The 15,934-nt window shown below is 40.9% G+C and carries 13 protein-coding genes; 6 read left to right on the forward strand and 7 right to left on the reverse strand.

The genetic code is table 11. From position 1 onward, the window contains the following. The first annotated feature begins 63 nt into the window (after positions 1-63). The 3 genes from QUD05_RS19585 to QUD05_RS19595 all read left to right on the forward strand — a co-directional run bounded on the left by QUD05_RS19585 (position 64) and on the right by QUD05_RS19595 (position 2,376). Positions 64-432 (forward strand): zinc ribbon domain-containing protein, encoded by a 369-nt coding sequence (locus QUD05_RS19585; protein ID WP_289800018.1) that lies wholly within the window; start codon positions 64-66, stop codon positions 430-432. A gap of 312 nt (positions 433-744) precedes the next feature. Then, entirely contained in the window at positions 745-1,896 is a 1,152-nt protein-coding gene (locus QUD05_RS19590; RefSeq protein WP_289797527.1) for a hypothetical protein, read from the forward strand. Between the two features lie 210 nt (positions 1,897-2,106). After that, positions 2,107-2,376: a hypothetical protein gene (locus QUD05_RS19595; RefSeq protein ID WP_289797528.1), complete on the forward strand. Its 270-nt coding sequence runs from the start codon at positions 2,107-2,109 to the stop codon at positions 2,374-2,376. Positions 2,377-2,573: 197 nt separating this feature from the next. Here the strand turns inward: QUD05_RS19595 and QUD05_RS19600 are convergent, their stop codons facing one another. The 5 genes from QUD05_RS19600 to purD form a co-directional block, all read right to left on the reverse strand. Further along, on the reverse strand, positions 2,574-2,834 hold the full coding sequence (locus tag QUD05_RS19600; RefSeq protein ID WP_289797529.1) for a hypothetical protein: 261 nt from the start codon (positions 2,832-2,834) through the stop codon (positions 2,574-2,576). A gap of 154 nt (positions 2,835-2,988) precedes the next feature. Beyond that, positions 2,989-4,938, reverse strand: a complete 1,950-nt coding sequence (gene nblS, locus QUD05_RS19605; RefSeq protein WP_289797530.1) for a two-component system sensor histidine kinase NblS — start codon at positions 4,936-4,938, stop codon at positions 2,989-2,991. 154 nt (positions 4,939-5,092) lie between these two features. Further along, positions 5,093-5,263, reverse strand: coding sequence for an element excision factor XisI family protein (locus QUD05_RS19610; RefSeq protein ID WP_409880174.1), 171 nt, complete (start codon positions 5,261-5,263; stop codon positions 5,093-5,095). Then, positions 5,260-5,457, reverse strand: a complete 198-nt coding sequence (locus QUD05_RS19615; protein ID WP_289797531.1) for an element excision factor XisH family protein — start codon at positions 5,455-5,457, stop codon at positions 5,260-5,262. Before QUD05_RS19615 ends, QUD05_RS19610 begins: the two co-directional genes overlap by 4 nt. Before the next feature lie 32 nt (positions 5,458-5,489). Further along, positions 5,490-6,791 (reverse strand): phosphoribosylamine--glycine ligase, encoded by a 1,302-nt coding sequence (gene purD, locus QUD05_RS19620; RefSeq protein WP_289797532.1) that lies wholly within the window; start codon positions 6,789-6,791, stop codon positions 5,490-5,492. A gap of 468 nt (positions 6,792-7,259) precedes the next feature. Here purD and QUD05_RS19625 point away from each other — a divergent pair, with 468 nt between their 5' ends. After that, the gene (locus QUD05_RS19625) at positions 7,260-8,219 is read left to right on the forward strand and encodes an NAD-dependent epimerase/dehydratase family protein (protein WP_289797533.1); all 960 of its coding nucleotides are present in this window, start codon (positions 7,260-7,262) and stop codon (positions 8,217-8,219) included. Positions 8,220-8,257: 38 nt separating this feature from the next. Here QUD05_RS19625 and QUD05_RS19630 read toward each other — a convergent pair whose 3' ends face one another. Continuing rightward, on the reverse strand, positions 8,258-8,620 hold the full coding sequence (locus tag QUD05_RS19630; RefSeq protein WP_289797534.1) for a hypothetical protein: 363 nt from the start codon (positions 8,618-8,620) through the stop codon (positions 8,258-8,260). Between the two features lie 1,179 nt (positions 8,621-9,799). On the opposite strand from QUD05_RS19630, the gene QUD05_RS19635 reads away from it, so the two are divergent. Continuing rightward, on the forward strand, positions 9,800-10,861 hold the full coding sequence (locus tag QUD05_RS19635; protein ID WP_289797535.1) for a hypothetical protein: 1,062 nt from the start codon (positions 9,800-9,802) through the stop codon (positions 10,859-10,861). Between the two features lie 63 nt (positions 10,862-10,924). Further along, positions 10,925-11,317, forward strand: a complete 393-nt coding sequence (locus QUD05_RS19640; RefSeq protein WP_289797536.1) for a hypothetical protein — start codon at positions 10,925-10,927, stop codon at positions 11,315-11,317. A gap of 482 nt (positions 11,318-11,799) precedes the next feature. Here the strand turns inward: QUD05_RS19640 and QUD05_RS19645 are convergent, their stop codons facing one another. Next, the gene (locus QUD05_RS19645; protein WP_289797537.1) at positions 11,800-15,744 is read right to left on the reverse strand and encodes a DUF2157 domain-containing protein; all 3,945 of its coding nucleotides are present in this window, start codon (positions 15,742-15,744) and stop codon (positions 11,800-11,802) included. Between the last annotated feature and the right edge of the window lie 190 nt (positions 15,745-15,934).

The raw sequence follows: 15,934 nt of genomic DNA on the forward strand, positions 1-15,934 counted from the left end.
ATTTCCCCATTATCGCTGTAAATGGCTAGAATCAATAGTGTTTACCTATTTGCGCTAAAGGTTTTGGCTACTGTATCTTGTCCCCACTGCCATCAACTTGTTGAGAGTCAAGCTATTAGTTGTCCTTATTGCCGGACTACACTTAAAGCTTACGGTCATCCCGGTATTCCATTGCACCGCGCCGCAGGGGATGGGTATCTGTGCGACACCTGCACCTATCACGCTGATGATACTTGCAATTTTCCTAAACGTCCCTACGCCAAAGACTGTACCCTCTACCAAAATATTGAAGAGACAAAATTAGAGTTGGAACAGCACCGTTACACTAACAATTTTGTAGTAAGTGTGAAAAGTTGGGTAAAACGCAATCAGGCTTTGCTGTTGCTATTAGGTTTATTATTGGTCTGTTTGTTCTTCAGTCTAGTAACTTAGATGAGTTTAAAACAATCCCCCCTTATCTGGGGGATTAGTCATCAGTAACAAGATTGTGCGGCAATAAATAAAACTTAATCTTGCTTTTTTGGAAATTTTGACGATCTTTGGGGATCTATTTTGGATTTGTCCATGTTATTTTGAGATATTAGAACAGACCCTGCCTAGAAATAGGAGGGTCTGTTCTGCAAAAAACAAAGTTCCACTCTAAGTAGACAAGTGATGTAAAGTTTGCCGACCTACCACACTTGCTCTACTCAGAGGGGGAGTCTAAAAACTTACCCTTAAGGAGGTGAGCTTATGTCTAGACTTATGTCATTAAGTCTAGAAGAGTCTGTCTTGCAAAGTCAATGGACTGCCCTAATTGAATTACATCGTCAAAAGCTTGAAAGAGCGCCTAAAATCATTGAGCTAGCAAAACTGACAAACCAAAAACTGGAGATTTTGCAGTGTTTGGCAATCAAAGGCGAGAGCAGTGCCAGAGCAATTGCCGAAATAAAACATCGTTCTAGGTCAACTGTTGCAAAAGATTTGAAAGAGCTTTCCAGTCTCAAATATGCAAATTACAGAGAAGTTAGTGCAGGATTAGGAGCAATAAGACCAAGGCGTTTGTATGAGCTTGCACATGATTTTTCATCTGATACAATTAATGCTGCCATAGAGTACAAAAGCAAAAAAAGTTTAAAGCTTCCTAAGTCTGTTGCAGAAAATTTACTGGAATCGGTTTTGTCAGATACTAATCTAAATAACGATGTTACAGAAGAGAGAAATTTATTTTTCTTTCATTTGAGACATTTAGCTTTAGAGTTGTCACCCACTGTTCAATCTATTTTGAAGCTGATTCCAGATGTTGGAATCAGGTCAGCCGAGATTGCTCATATACTTGGCTTAGATAATACGACAGTCAATAAGCACTTAAAATATCTTGTAGAGTCAGGCTGGCTTTGTAGGCAAGTATCCAATACCAAAACCCAAGGTAGAAGTGGTTACGCTTATTTTCCCGTTGCTGGAATTAATGCTGAATTAATTCAATTTTTATTAGAAGACAGTGACCAAGCTTCAAACAGCGCATTAATTCACTCACAAAATGGGCATTACGATTATGACAATGTATTTCAGCTTGTCTCTTCAAATACTAACGCTATTCCATCTGATATCCAGTTAACATCTCCAGGTAAACTGATGTCAGAAAATCATTTTAAGGACAACTTAGACGATAGCAATGCAAATATTTTTATGAAATCCGAAGCAACTCAGCAAAAAGCTACCGCTCCATCAGCATCTTCAGAAAATAATCTATTAATGGCTGGAGAAATCATGTCGAAGATTAAGGAATTGTTGGTACTTCGCCGCGAAGTTAGCATAATAGAGCGCAAAGTCAGCATTATACATAAAGAATTGCGCGAGCTTGGTGGCAAAGATGCTGAAGAACTAATAGCTGAACTGGAATCAGAAAAATTTTAGCCAAAGGGGCGAGGTATTAGTCTTAGCGCTTAGTGAACTCATGGGCGGCGCTTAATGCTAGACAGGTCTCCTAAACTCAGTGCTGAGGGTTTCGATTACCCTCCACAACGTTTTCATACCTATGTAGTTTATAAGCGCTTAAAGCTTGCTAGAGGAGCATTATGAGACTAACGCAATGGATTTTAGAGGAATAATTGCCAGGATAAAATAATGTTGACAGTAAGAACTATAAAAGCCGAATTTGATAACGCAGAATCCTATGGGTACGTTTATGGCTATATAGTACGCAAAGATATATTTCCTGTTTATGTCACTCTTGGTAAAGAACAAGAGTATATTTCATCGCCATTAGACGACAAAAATACTGACTTTAGAACTTTTGTAAGCTGCACTGTTTACATTGCCGAAACAGATGAAGAACTTGATAGCGAAAAGTATATAGAAATAATTCCACAAATTAAAGTAAGGATATTCTGCTGAAGAATTAACTTGAGCTTGCAAGCAAGGTGTAAGAGCTAATTTGTAAACTCAAGTAAAGTACTTGTCTTGTAAGGGTTTCAGGAATTTGAGTCAATAAAGCACTTATTCGCTGAAACTCAGACCTAGTAAGGAGTTGAGTATACTTAAAATTTTCTTTACGAATCAGCACTAAGTAACTTACAACCTTTACTAAAGAATTAACTTCTCCGCTTTCCCATATTAGGAATCTTCTGGACTGCTATTTGGCTGCGGTTGTCCTCTATAAACTGTTTCAATTCGTCTAGCCTTACTTGAACTGCCTGACCATTTTTAAGTTGAACAGTACCCTCAATATCATCAACCTCTCTTGAGCTTACGGTACTGTTCTGCAACCTTTGTTGAGTTGCAGATACCTTATTTTTACTCCGCAGCAAACCCCAGAAATTTCTCAATCTATAAGATAGGGTCATTTTAGTCACACAAAGTCACTTTTTTAGAAAAGGTCTGATTCGCCTATATTACCTTTAACAGTTTTCTATCACATAATTCCTCTATCTTGTGACAATTATCATACTTTTTATCGTAACTTTATTAAAAAAAGCATCACAAGCAAACATACCCAGTCCCTTGTCTTTAAGCTGTGATAATTTTGGATGCTTCTGCGATAGGTTCAACTTGTATCGGTGGCGCTTTTTCTTCAAAGGTGGCTAAGTCGAACCAAAAGGTAGTACCAATGCCGACTTCACTCACTAGATGGACTTTACTACGATGTCTGTCGATGATATTTCTAACAATCGATAAACCTAAACCCGTGCCTTCTAGGGTGTGAACTCGGTTTTCTACGCGAAAGAAGCGTTCAAAAATTGAGTGCTGATCTTCTGTAGCGATGCCAATTCCAGTATCGGAAATTTCAATCCGCACTGGAGCAGATTCGGTGTGACTGGGTTTGAAATCTAGTTGGTAGGCGCGGATTGCTACTTTACCATCGACTTTGGTGAATTTAAGGGCATTACCAATCAGGTTGCCAAACACTTGTACTAACAGATCGTAATTACCTAATACTAGCGGCAAATTAGGGGCAACTTCCTGAACAAGTTCAACACCTTTATCTTTTGCATTGAGTTGGTAAGTACGCAGGGTTTGCTCGATCGCTTGGGCTAAATCTACGCCATCGAAGCTGTAGTTGCGACCAGATTCGAGTTTTGACAAATCTAAAACATCATTAACTAGGCGGGTTAGGCGATCGGTTTCATGGTTGACTGTTTGCAGAAACTCTTGCCGTTCTTGTAAAGCTAAGTCTTCGCCGTAGTCGTGCAGGGTTTCAATATAGGTTTTAATGTTGAATAGAGGCGTTCGCAGTTCGTGAGAAACGTTGCTGATAAATTGACTTTTTGCCTCGTTTAGTTCGACTTCACGGGTTATATCTTGAATAGTAATCGCAATACCTTTGATACTTTCTCTTTGCACGTTGAGTACTGTAGTCAAGAGAATGCGAATCGTCCGTGGGATGGGTTGGTTAATAAAAATTCGGAATTCGGCGCTTTCGCATTCCCCTGCTGCCATTTCGTACAAGGGACGGGTGATTTCGATTTGTACTGATGCTGGCAAGTGATGCAAGACATTGCAACCTACTACATTAGCGGCTTCCCAGCCAAAAATTCGCTCTGCTGTGGGGTTGACTAAAATCACCTGCATGTTGTTATCAATCAATACAGCCCCATCTGCGATCGTGGAAACTAGGGTTTCTAGCTTGGCTTTTTCTGCGGTTAGTTCCTCAATATTTTGTTCTTCATAGCGTTCTAATCGCTCTCCCATTTCATTAAAGCTTAAAATTAATTCCCCTAGTTCGCCCCCTAAAGGTAAATCAATACGCTGCTTGAAATTCCCGGTAGCAATTTGCTTCACCCCCACCAGTAGTTCTTTAATGGGCTTGGTAATGGTTAAGGCATTAATCACTCCGGCCAAAATCACCATTACCCAAATTGTGATAAAAACGGCAATGGTGACATCGCGGGTAAAATTGGTGGAGATAACAGCGGTCTGATTGGGGTTGATCCCGATCGCTAATACACCTAAGTATTTTTTATTGACGATCAGGGGAATAAATACATCGGTGACTGTTCCATCTGGGGTCATGTGTTGCCGCACCATCGGCTTTTCCCCATCACCACCAGGGTAATCATCTGGCAGTTGTATCCGCCGTTTAATGGTGAGAGAGTTTTCTACCTCAGCTTCCCAAAAAGGAATGCCGAAAAAGATTTCCCCGGTTTCATCGGCGTAGAGCATATAACGCACGCTAGAGGTGCTGCTATAGAAGCGTTGGGAAAATTGGGCAACTTCGGTGAGATTATTGTCCGCGACTAGAGGGGCAACGTTGGCAGCAAGTAACAGCCCTAAATCACGACCAAAGCGGGTGTCATTCATCCGCGCATCCTGCTGAATTGTATTCACAGCCCAGAAGGTCAAACCACTCATTACCAACGAAACTACCATTGTAGCTACAGCCAGCAGTTTAGTCTGGAGAGTGAACTCCGACCACCAACTTGCGATCGCATGTCGAATTGTTTTTAACAGATTTAGCATCTTAAATAAAGTTGTTAGTAGTCTTTGTTATAAAGCCCAACAACTTAAAAATTAACAGTTAATTTGACAAATATGTTAGAGAAAGAGGGAATGGGGCATTAGTAGCAAAATATTTTTATTGTCCCAAATACCCGATTGTAAGAGGGCGCGATCGCTAGGATGCTACTGCAAAATCTGTGTACTGCCGCATTTTAGGCTCATGGAATGCCAAAACTATATCTTCTTTGGCAACACCTGCACGAACTAGGTCAGTTGCGATTCCATCTTCAGTCCAATCTTCCTCAATCCAGAATTTGCCATCTCGAATCCGAACGTAGACAGTCATACCAGTAATGCGTTCGCCATTTTGCCAACAAGTTTTTGCCCATCTCGTTCAGCCCCAATTGGGCGTTCAGCACCGAGATCGGCGTATAAAGTTGTTCTTCGATACTGAATTACGTAGGGGTCGTCTGTAATCACCCAACCGTCCTTGATGAGTGCGTTTTTTACCGCATTATGGATAATGTCTAACTTGGGCATAGCTTAAGTATAAGTCGGACTTGCTGTCTGGCTTATGGGGTTTGCTTCCCCTGCTTCCCACTCGCTACTCTATGGCCGATATCTCTCCGGTAATACATCCCCTGAAACTGGATATGTTTGATACTAGCGTAGGCTTGAGCGATCGCTTGCTCAAAATTTTCTCCGATTCCAGTCACATTTAATACTCGACCCCCATCTGTGACTATTTCTTGTTGCTGGTTCAATTTCGTCCCTGCATGAAATACAGTTGCTCCTGCTGCCTCTGCTTGCTTAATGCCAGTAATCACCTGCCCCTTCTCATATTCTCCTGGATAACCACCAGAAGCGGCAACAACAGTTGCACATGCTCCCCCTTTCCAAGCAATGGGCGGCAATTCACTTAAACGCTGCTGTACACAGGCTAGAATCAACTCTTCTAGGGGTGTTTCTAACAGTGGCAAAATCACCTGGGTTTCGGGATCGCCAAAGCGACAGTTAAATTCCAAAACCTTCAAGTCGCCATCGGGTGCAATCATTAATCCAGCATACAGTACACCTCGGTAGTCAATGCCTTTAGCTCGTAAGGTGGCGATCGCTCTTTCTAATACTTCTGTTTGAATGCGTGCCATCAACTCTGGTGTAGCGATGGGTGCTGGGCTGTATGCTCCCATCCCGCCAGTATTTTCGCCCGTATCGCCGTCACCAATTCGCTTATGATCTTGAGCTGGCAACAAGGGTCTAATTGTTAACCCATCAGTCAACGCTAAAACTGACACCTCTTGCCCAATCAAACATTCTTCAATGACGACAAATTCACCAGCACTGCCAAATTGTCCTTGAAAAATTGCATCAATGGCACTTTCTGCCTGTGCAACTGTTTCAGCTACCGTTACACCCTTACCAGCGGCCAAGCCATCAGCTTTAACAACAATTGGCGCTCCCTGAGATTTGACGTAAGATTTTGCTGCCGCAGCTTCCGTAAATACCGCAGCCCGTGCCGTCGGAATCCCTGCTTCTTGCATCAAGGCTTTTGCCCAAGCTTTACTCGCCTCAATTTGCGCTCCGGCTCTGACTGGGCCAAATACCATCAATCCTTTATCTTGGAGGTAATCTGTGATTCCCTTAGAGAGGGGGACTTCTGGCCCAACTATCACTAGAGTTATGCCATGTTCTAGAGCATATCGGCTCATCCCCTCAAAATCATCTACAGCTAAAGACAAGTTCTGGCAACGTTCCATACTTGCTGTGCCCCCATTCCCTGGTACACAGACAACTTGCTCAATTTGCTTAGATTGCAACAGTTTCCATACCAGAGCGTGTTCGCGCCCCCCATTACCGACAACTAAAACTTTCACTGATTTCCTCGTGTGTCCCTTGCAAAATGAGAATACCTTAACTGCTCTCGCGGATCAATTTTTCCATCAATTCTCGCACTTATGCAAGTTTCTTCTGGTTTACAAAAGAATTCAGGATTTAGGAGTCAAAATAGGCTCATTGGCGTCAATTTAAGGTCAAATCCTTGTCCCACATACACTTGAGACGCGATAAATCGCCGTCTCTACAAGTATTTTGGGTTTATCTGAATTGTAAGTTTTGTCTTAAAAATTAAATTTAACTAATTAGTATAATTTGAATTTTTATTGTTAACAATTACTAAATAAAGCTAGTAACATCTTTTTGGCATCAGTGTATTAGTTAAATTATCTTTTTTGCTGATACAAATTCAATAATCTCTGAAAAAATCATCAATCAATAACCAATTTTTGATTATAATTATTAACTTGTGAATATCGCGGTTAATCAGGATATAAAAAATCGGCAACATGGCTAAAATTATCGTTACTGGAGTCGCAGGTTTTATTGGTTCTCATCTTGCAGAAAGATTGTTACAACAAGGAAATGAAGTAATCGGGATTGATGAATTTAATGATTATTACGATCCGATGTTAAAGCGAAACAATATTGCACATTTGTATCGTTTACCTGGTTTTGCATTAATTGAAGGAGATATGCAGTTTTTAGATTGGCAGAAACTCTTACAAGATGTTGATGTAGTTTACCATCAAGCGGCACAAGCAGGGGTCAGAGCAAGTTGGGGTAAAGCTTTTCGAGGCTATACAGAACGAAATGTTAACGCTACACAAGTTTTGCTGGAAGCAGCTAAGGATGCTAAAGACCTTAAAAGATTAGTTTTTGCCTCTTCATCAAGTGTATATGGTGATGCAGAAACATTACCTACCCATGAGAGGATTTGTCCTCAACCGGTTTCTCCTTACGGCATTACAAAGCTAGCAGCAGAGTTTTTGTGTGAACTGTATTACAAGAACTTTGGTGTGCCCTGTGTGACATTGCGCTATTTCACAGTTTATGGCCCCAAACAGCGCCCAGATATGGCATTTCATAAGTTCTTTCAATCCATTTTGCACAATGAGGCGATTCCTATTTACGGCGATGGCCAGCAAACGCGGGAGTTTACGTTTGTTAGTGATATTGTCGCCGCTAATTTAGCCGCCGCTACGGCATCTCAAGCAGTGGGAGAAATCTTTAATATCGGTGGTGGTAGCAGGGTAGTTTTAGCAGAAGTTTTAGATACGATTGAAGAAATTGTTGGGAAGCCAATTAAAAGAAACCACATAGAAAAAGCGATGGGAGACGCGCGCCACACGGCGGCTGATGTATCTAAAGCGCAGAAAATTCTTGGATATCAGCCGCAAGTCTCCCTAAAAGAGGGTTTGACGCAGGAATGGGAGTGGGTAAAATCTTTGTATTCCTTATCTTCCTAATTTTCCTCATTCTCTTTATCTGTTTAACTGTCTTGTCTTTAGCTGTTAGTCAAAACAACACCTTGGCGCACAGCACGCTTGCGATTGCTTTTACGAGTACCTCCAGCCATCTGATATTGATGGCTATTTTTACCAAACTTATGAGCAACACCAAGCAAAATTTTTTCAGAATAATCTGCTAAATCTTGTTCATTTTCAATAATTTGGGTTAATAAAACATCAATATTAGAGAGGGTAGTATTGTAAGCTTCCAAAGATTGACGGAGATTTTCAATTTTGTCAGTATAATCTTTAACTGTTAAACTGTCTCCGACATCTAGAGTAAGACTGATAGATTTAATACTTGCCAAGCGCATCTCAGCTTTGCTAAGAATACGTGAATCGCGTTTTGGCCTTGCCATTAATTAATACTCCTTCACCTGAAAAGATAACGTAAACTTTTAGTAATTCTATAGTGGACAATTTTTTAAAAGGTTGTCCTGAGTAAAATTATTTATTTTTTTTAAAGACTCAAATTTGAGTATTTTCACCAATTTTTATCGAGGAAGGCAGGAGGCAGTGTTTCGACTCCTTTCGACTTCGCTCAAGGCAAGCCGCTCAACAACCTCTTTCTCTCCCTTTTATAACCCAATACGCTTGGGTTATAAAAAAATTGTCGGTTGGGTAAAGCAAAGCGCAACCCAACAAAGATAAGGGACTTCCAACTAAAAAAATATCCCATCGCTGTCTAGGCAGGGGAGCAGGGGGCAGGGGGCAGGGGGAGAAAGAAAAATATTATCTGAGTAAATTGGATAATTTATTTTCTGGAAGTCCCTAAACGAAGTTAAAGCAGAAGTTGCTAACGCAAAAACGGAAGTTCTTACAGGGAAGACGGAAGTTGCTACAGAGTGCGCGAAATACCGAAATGTCAAGGCAGAAGTTCTTACAGGCTGCGCAAAACACTGAAACGTCAAGACGGAAGTTCTTGCAGGGAAGGCGGAAGTTCTTACAGGCTGCGCGAAACACCGAAACGTCAAGGCAGAAGTTCTTACAGGGAAGGCAGAAGTTGCTACAGACTGCGCAAAACACCGAAACGTCAACCCTGGAGCAATATTTTTTGATGTATTGTAGCGGTTCTTGGTTGAGTGAAGTACAAGAACCCCACCCCCAACCCCCTCCCCGCAAGCGAGGAGGAGGCTAAGATGTACCTTATGTAATTAGGAAATGCTATAGGAATTTGCAATAAATAATACCAATTCAATTAATGATTGCAATACATCCTTAAGTAAAAACGCGATAATCGCGTCTCTACAAATGGTCTATTTGTCGTATTGTTTTTTCAAATAGCGATCGCTTTGTGAGTCTGTCCATCTCAGCAATAATGAAAGCTTTTCTCAATAATTTTTATAAAACCTAAATACTTTCTCTTTCAAGGGAGCTAAAAGAGGCGTGAAAGGATTCTCGTGTTTGAAATTGGTTTCATGGGAGGCATCTAGTTTATAAAAAACCTCTAACGCCATCGCAAAATTCCGAAATTGACTAATTCGAGAGTGGAGAAGGAAACAACAGCGATTTTCTCAATAGTGCGAGGGTAAGTAAAAATGTTCAAAATAAAATCTTTAATCAGTGTTGTTATTCCGATTACTGTTTTTTTAGGAAGTTGCGGAGCTAATTTTAAGTCTGTAGAAGACTTTAGCAAGAGCCAAAAAATAGTTCAACGAGCTTCTAATGATTTTGCTGAAGATATTTATCAATCTTGTTTACGACGTACTAGATATATCAAATTAGTTCCCGATAATGGAATTCCTTATCGCAATGATCGGCGAGAGAGTTGTGAGACAACTGAACGAGTTGATTCTGATAATTTCAAAACAGGAGTCAGTATTTTAATTGACTATATGGATGCTCTAGGTGCTATAGCACGTGGAAAAAGTTTATCTTTAGATAAATCAATAGATGACTTAGGTGAAAGTCTTAAAAATTTATCTATTAACAGCAATAAACTAGATTCTGATGCAGTGGATGGAGGCAGTCAAATTCTTAAAGTCTTATTTGATTTAGCGACTAAAAAAATTCGAGAGGATGCTCTGCAAAAAGCGATTGTTTGTACTAATGAACCTATTCATAAATATATTACTGGTAATTTGGTTCCCGCAAGTGATGAGAATGGAGTTGATCTTTATAAACCTGCTAAAGGAGGCTTAATATTTCTTGTAAACAACAACTACCTTAGTAAAAAAGGAACTTTAGGTATAGAAGCAGACGCAATTGATACTTACTATAAATCCTACTTTCTTACTTTAAATGAGCTAGGCAAAGATCAAATCAATCCAAGTAATTATCAACAAGTTTTTGACAGAATTACAGTAGGTGAGAAATTAACAGAAGATTATAATGAAGCCATGAAAATAGTGACTGAAAAAGAACAAGCAGCTAGGGCTTACAATCAAATTCTTGTGAGTACAGTTAAAACTCATAATCGACTAAGCAAAGAATTTGCAGAAGGGCTAAAATCCAAAGACATTAATCAATTATGTCAGTTTAATGCTAAAGTTTCATTCAAAAAAATTGATGATAAAAAAATGAAACGTATTCAAAGAATACTAAATGAATATGTCATCTCAGTCAAACCTCTAGTAGAGGAAGTTGATCGCGCTTTTTAACTAGATTTTATCTAAAATTTTCCCATTACCAATTCATGATTAAAAAAAGGAGAGTTATTATTTATGTCCTTAATAGATAAAATGAATGAATTAAGGGCCACTCTTGAAAAAAGAGCAGCAGAGCTTTTCAAGGCTAAAAAAATTAGTCAGAGTGACTTGGAATCAATTAATAATGACTGCCAAAAATTTGTGGATTTTGCTGCCAAGCTCAATAGCATAGAATTAAATAAAGTTTTAACTGATATAAATGAACCAGCCCAAAAAATAATTGAGGCTACTAATTCTCTTGATCAAGCGGCTGCAAAAATTCAAGAATTTCAGAATTTTTTTGATATTTTAAGTCCACTAATCAGATTAGGAGAAGCTGTTTCAAATGCCATTGTAAGCGGCGGTGTAGCTGCAATTGGCAATCTAGTTAGAGAACTTAGAGATGTTGGCAATCGGCTTAATACCTAATACCATTTCTTTATGAAGCAGCAGCAAATTTTCTTTTTGTGTCCAACTCTTACGAGACGCTGCGCGTAGCTTGCTTATCCGTAGGAGTATGCGCCCTTGGTGCTTTGTTTCTAAGGGACTTCCAAATACAAAAATATCCAATTAACTTCTCTGAGTTTTCACGTCATGTGGAAAAGCCAACGGAAAACCTAACCCCCTAGCCCCCTTCCCTACAAGGGAAGGGGGAGAAATCAAAGCCTCTCTCCTTGTAGGGGAGAGGTTTGGAGAGGGGTTTTCCAGATCCCGTGAAAAGTCAGATTAACTTCTGTGGGGTGGGCGACACGAGAACCCAGTTTATATGGCGCTCATGTTGCCCACCCCACAATATTGGATAATTTATTTCTTAGAGTTCCCTAATATACTTTGGTGCATCTTCATACAGAATTGATATAAGTAGTTAGATAGTGCGATCGCCTGTCTAATTAGTTTAATCTTTCGCTTACCTATTCCCATGATTGAAATTCATCAATGGCGCTACGAATTAAGGAAGTTATTTGAGCGCGACGGGTTTCAAAATTAGCGGCGATGTAAATCAATAAAATGCCAACTAGCAAGCCAACAACCCATTTTAAAAACGAGTACTGTAAGCTGAAAATTACCGATTGATAGATTGTCGTAATTAAAAAAGTGGCTGTACCAATGTAGAGAAAAGCTCGTACTCGCAAAGCTAATCCGGCAAAAATGGCGATGAGACTCAAAATCCCCGGTATCCAAGCTGCGTTTTGATGAAATAAAATTGCCCATCCACAAATTAAACCACTACCTAGCACTCTCAGAATATGACGAGATGTTTTGTACTGTGGTAACTTCAGTTGGGTATCTACTTGAGCAATATAAAGCAGTGAGAACCCAATTGGTGTTACATACCACAAAGTATCAGTTAGGCGTAAGGAATCAAACCAGCGATAAAGTGCCCAATCAATCAACGCCACACTAATATAAGTGAAACGGATATTTTCACCCACTTTTGCTAAAAAGATGTAAAACCCAGCTGCGAGTACTAAGGTAATGGGGTAAGTTTGCAGTCTGGTTTCCCATAAAATTATCAGTGGTGTGATGTATGCAGCTTGTTGCCAAGGTCTTTTAGACCAACCCCAACTTTCCCAAGGTAGAATGTACAAAAAGTAGGCTACCACACAAGCGATCGCACCATTCCAAGGAACTAATGGCCCAGCCCAAAATCGCCCTACTGCTGTCTCTCGCCAATAAATTCTCATGCTAGCTACCTCTAATAAGCCAAGGTAAACCCACATCTCGGCGATTGTAATTCTTCCCAAGATGCTGGGGGAAGTGCGTAAATTGCGTCCCTGAAAGATGGCGTAGCGAATCAAAAATACTCCAGTTCCCAATCCCACCAAACGGTTAACTGCAATGGGAAGAGGAATAGCAGCCATTAATAAACAGCTACTCCAAACCCAGTGAATATGGGCAATTCTTTTCAATTCTTGAGGAGTTAGGTGTAAGTAGCTGACAAGCCTTGGCGACAAAATGCGGTAAGCATACATGATACTCGCGCCAAGGGTAGACATGGCAATCAATCCATCACCTAATGCTCCTCCTGAAGCTTGTGACATTTGATAGAACAAAAGTTCATAAGCAGAAATTGATACGCCAATAATTCCTAAATACAGCAAGGGTTTGAAGCTCTCGTGCCGTCGCCCTACGCCAATAATAATTAAAGCTACACCCAAGGAATACAAACCTGTCCACTCGGTGAAGGTGTTCAAACGCAGCAACACACTGAATGCACCATAAATTAATGGCAAAATATGAAGACTGCTAGGCAACCTTTCTAATTGATGTCGTCGCCGCCACCACTCGCCGACAAGTTGAGTAATTAAACCCAAAGCGATGTTTGCGAACGCAATTCTCACAATTGAATGTTCCCCCAACCCTAACACCTGAGCAATCAACAATTCTAAACACCAACCGATACTATAAAATGCCCAATTTGTTGGTTCGCGCCAACTGCGATAAACAATGGCTGCCAAGGTGATTACAGTGGCAATTAAGAACAAAAATCCTGAAGTCGTAAACCCTTGGTAAATCAGCACTGAGTGCAGCGTCAAACTTAATAATTCAACACTACACAAAGCGATCGCCCATTTATTGCTAGCGGCTGCATAGATAATTGCTAATTCGTTACCGCGTCGATTTAAAACAGTGGTCACTGAGCGGCGCCGAAGTGTCCGCGCTAACCATAAACTTAGAGTTGCGATCGCTCCTACAACAAACCAACCTGCTGCCGCTAGGCGAGGCAAACCAGGCACACCTGTCCACAGCAGCGCCCCAATGAAACTTAAAACAAATCCTTCTGTAATTACCGCAGATACTTGGTTTCGCAAATAGCGCGTATTTGCAAACATCAATCCAGCACCTACAGCTAAACCAATTAATCTGATTCCTGGTAGTTGTAAAGTTAGTAGCTGGGCAATTATCACAGCCAAGACACTCAAGTAACGGCTAGTAATCCGCCGCTCTATAATTGCGGCATTGGCAACACCTGTGAGAGCTAAAGGCGTAACTAGCCATAAAACTCCCCAATCAGATCGGTTATCAGTAATGCCATACCAAGATGATTCTGCATTCATCCACAAGAGGAAAAAACTCGCTGCGGCTAATCCTAAACCGATATCCCATGCGCTACGTTGCCATAGTCCTTCCTGCAAGCTAAATCGCCATTCTGCAACCATGAGAGCCAATAAAATACTTGCCCAAACTTGTTGACTCAGGCTGGGGAATAACCAATTAATGGTAAAGCAAAACGTCAGCATCCCCATGATGTGAGTTAGGTATACCAGGGGAAGAGATGAGGGGGAGCGGCGTTGAGTAACGAATGCCAGAGTGGCGGTAGAAAGTAGCAGATTTAGCGATCGCAATGGGGGATTTACGATAGCGATCGTTGTTAAAACAGTTCCAAATAACAGGGTGAGCAGTTCGCCAAATTTAGCTAATTCTCGCTTTTGGCGGCGATACAAATTATCTGTAAGCGCCACCATCAAAATTACGTAGGGAAATAAAGCTATACCCAGTAGCGCCCAAGGTTGATTTTGAGAATTGGTGAGTTGAGTACTAGTTGCGATCACTAATTTCTGTAAGTTATCGGGTACTAATCGCCAACCCAGCAAAATCGTCTCTAAGCCGATGACGAAAACCCCTGCAAAGTCTCGCTTTAAACTGTACCGTTGCAAGCGACTCCCCACAAACCACAAACCCAAACCACTGACAGCTATTGCTTGCCAAGGATAATTTACTACCGATACCACCCAACCCAGGAAGAGTAAAATTGCGCCGAGTCTTTCCCAGAGTAAGAGGGATGAGGGAGATGATGGGAATATTAATGTTACTTCCCCTGCTCCCCTGCTCCCCGCTCCCCTACCTCCCTGCTGTGCTAACCAAGTCATCAACCACCCGCAAATGCCAATAGCTAACCCCAACGGTGCGATATCTACCTTGGTAACAAAAATCGCCCGCACCAACAATATTATTAAAGAATAAATAATTACAGCGGCAGGTAAACTAATACTTAGCTTACGGCGATCATCGCTGACAGTATGAGGCTGTTGGAAAAGATTGTGATAAACAGTAATGATAGTTGTGGCGATCGTTGCCAGATAAACAGCAATTAAAGGAAATCCTTTTAACTGCCAACCCCAATGCAAATAACTCAGCCCTAGAATATTTACCAGAGGTAATTTGCCAGGATGTAAATTGGTAAAAATAGTCCGATTTTTGGAGAGTAAAACAGTTATAGCAGTCAGGGTAGGACAGGCGATCGCAACTACAATCCAATCCACAGGATTTTGCCACAATTTAAAGCTATCCATTGCCCAAAAATTCACTGGAACCAACAAAAGAGTGGCAATCAGCAATGTCTGAGCCGTCAATCTGAGGTTATTTTGCCTAGTTGCCCAAAAGCTTAATCCCCAAAAACTCAAAGTATAAGCAAATAAAACCCCGTACTGTCCAGCAGCGGGAAACCTTGCCCATTGACTAGCAGCCAGTACCCCAGAAGATACGACTACCAGGAAAACCCCTAGAAAAAGTAGCCAACGGACACTAAGTTCTGCTCCCAAGGACTGCAACATTGTGCCGATGAAGTTGGGTTTAGCTGGTTTTTGTTGTAGTTGTTTACCGCTACTAGATTGTAAAGCTGCGATGGGCAACTGCTGCACGGGGTCGGAAGTTGCAAATACTACCTTTGTTTGAGCTTCAGCTTGAGGTTGCAACACCACCGCACACACCAGAAACTCTCGGCATAACTGCCTGACTTGGGCATCAGATATTAGACCTAAACGCAGCCATATATCCAGTCCTTCTAATAACTGAGGATGGGAAGATGGTAGTCTGATTTCAATTTTTAGCGGGCGCTCAAGGGGCGATGACATAAGCGGCAGCAGTACAAGTATATACTTAAATTATTTGTTTAATTAAAGTATATTTTTGCTCTCACTGTGTAACTTATAAGGCTAATTGATATTAATTTTTAACCCAATACAGTTCAGATAAACCCAAAACCCTGATGTAGAGACGCGATTTATCATGTATTGATTTTTGACCTACAAGCGATATTCAAAT

The organism is Nostoc sp. GT001 (genome assembly GCF_030382115.1).
Lineage (GTDB): Bacteria > Cyanobacteriota > Cyanobacteriia > Cyanobacteriales > Nostocaceae > Nostoc.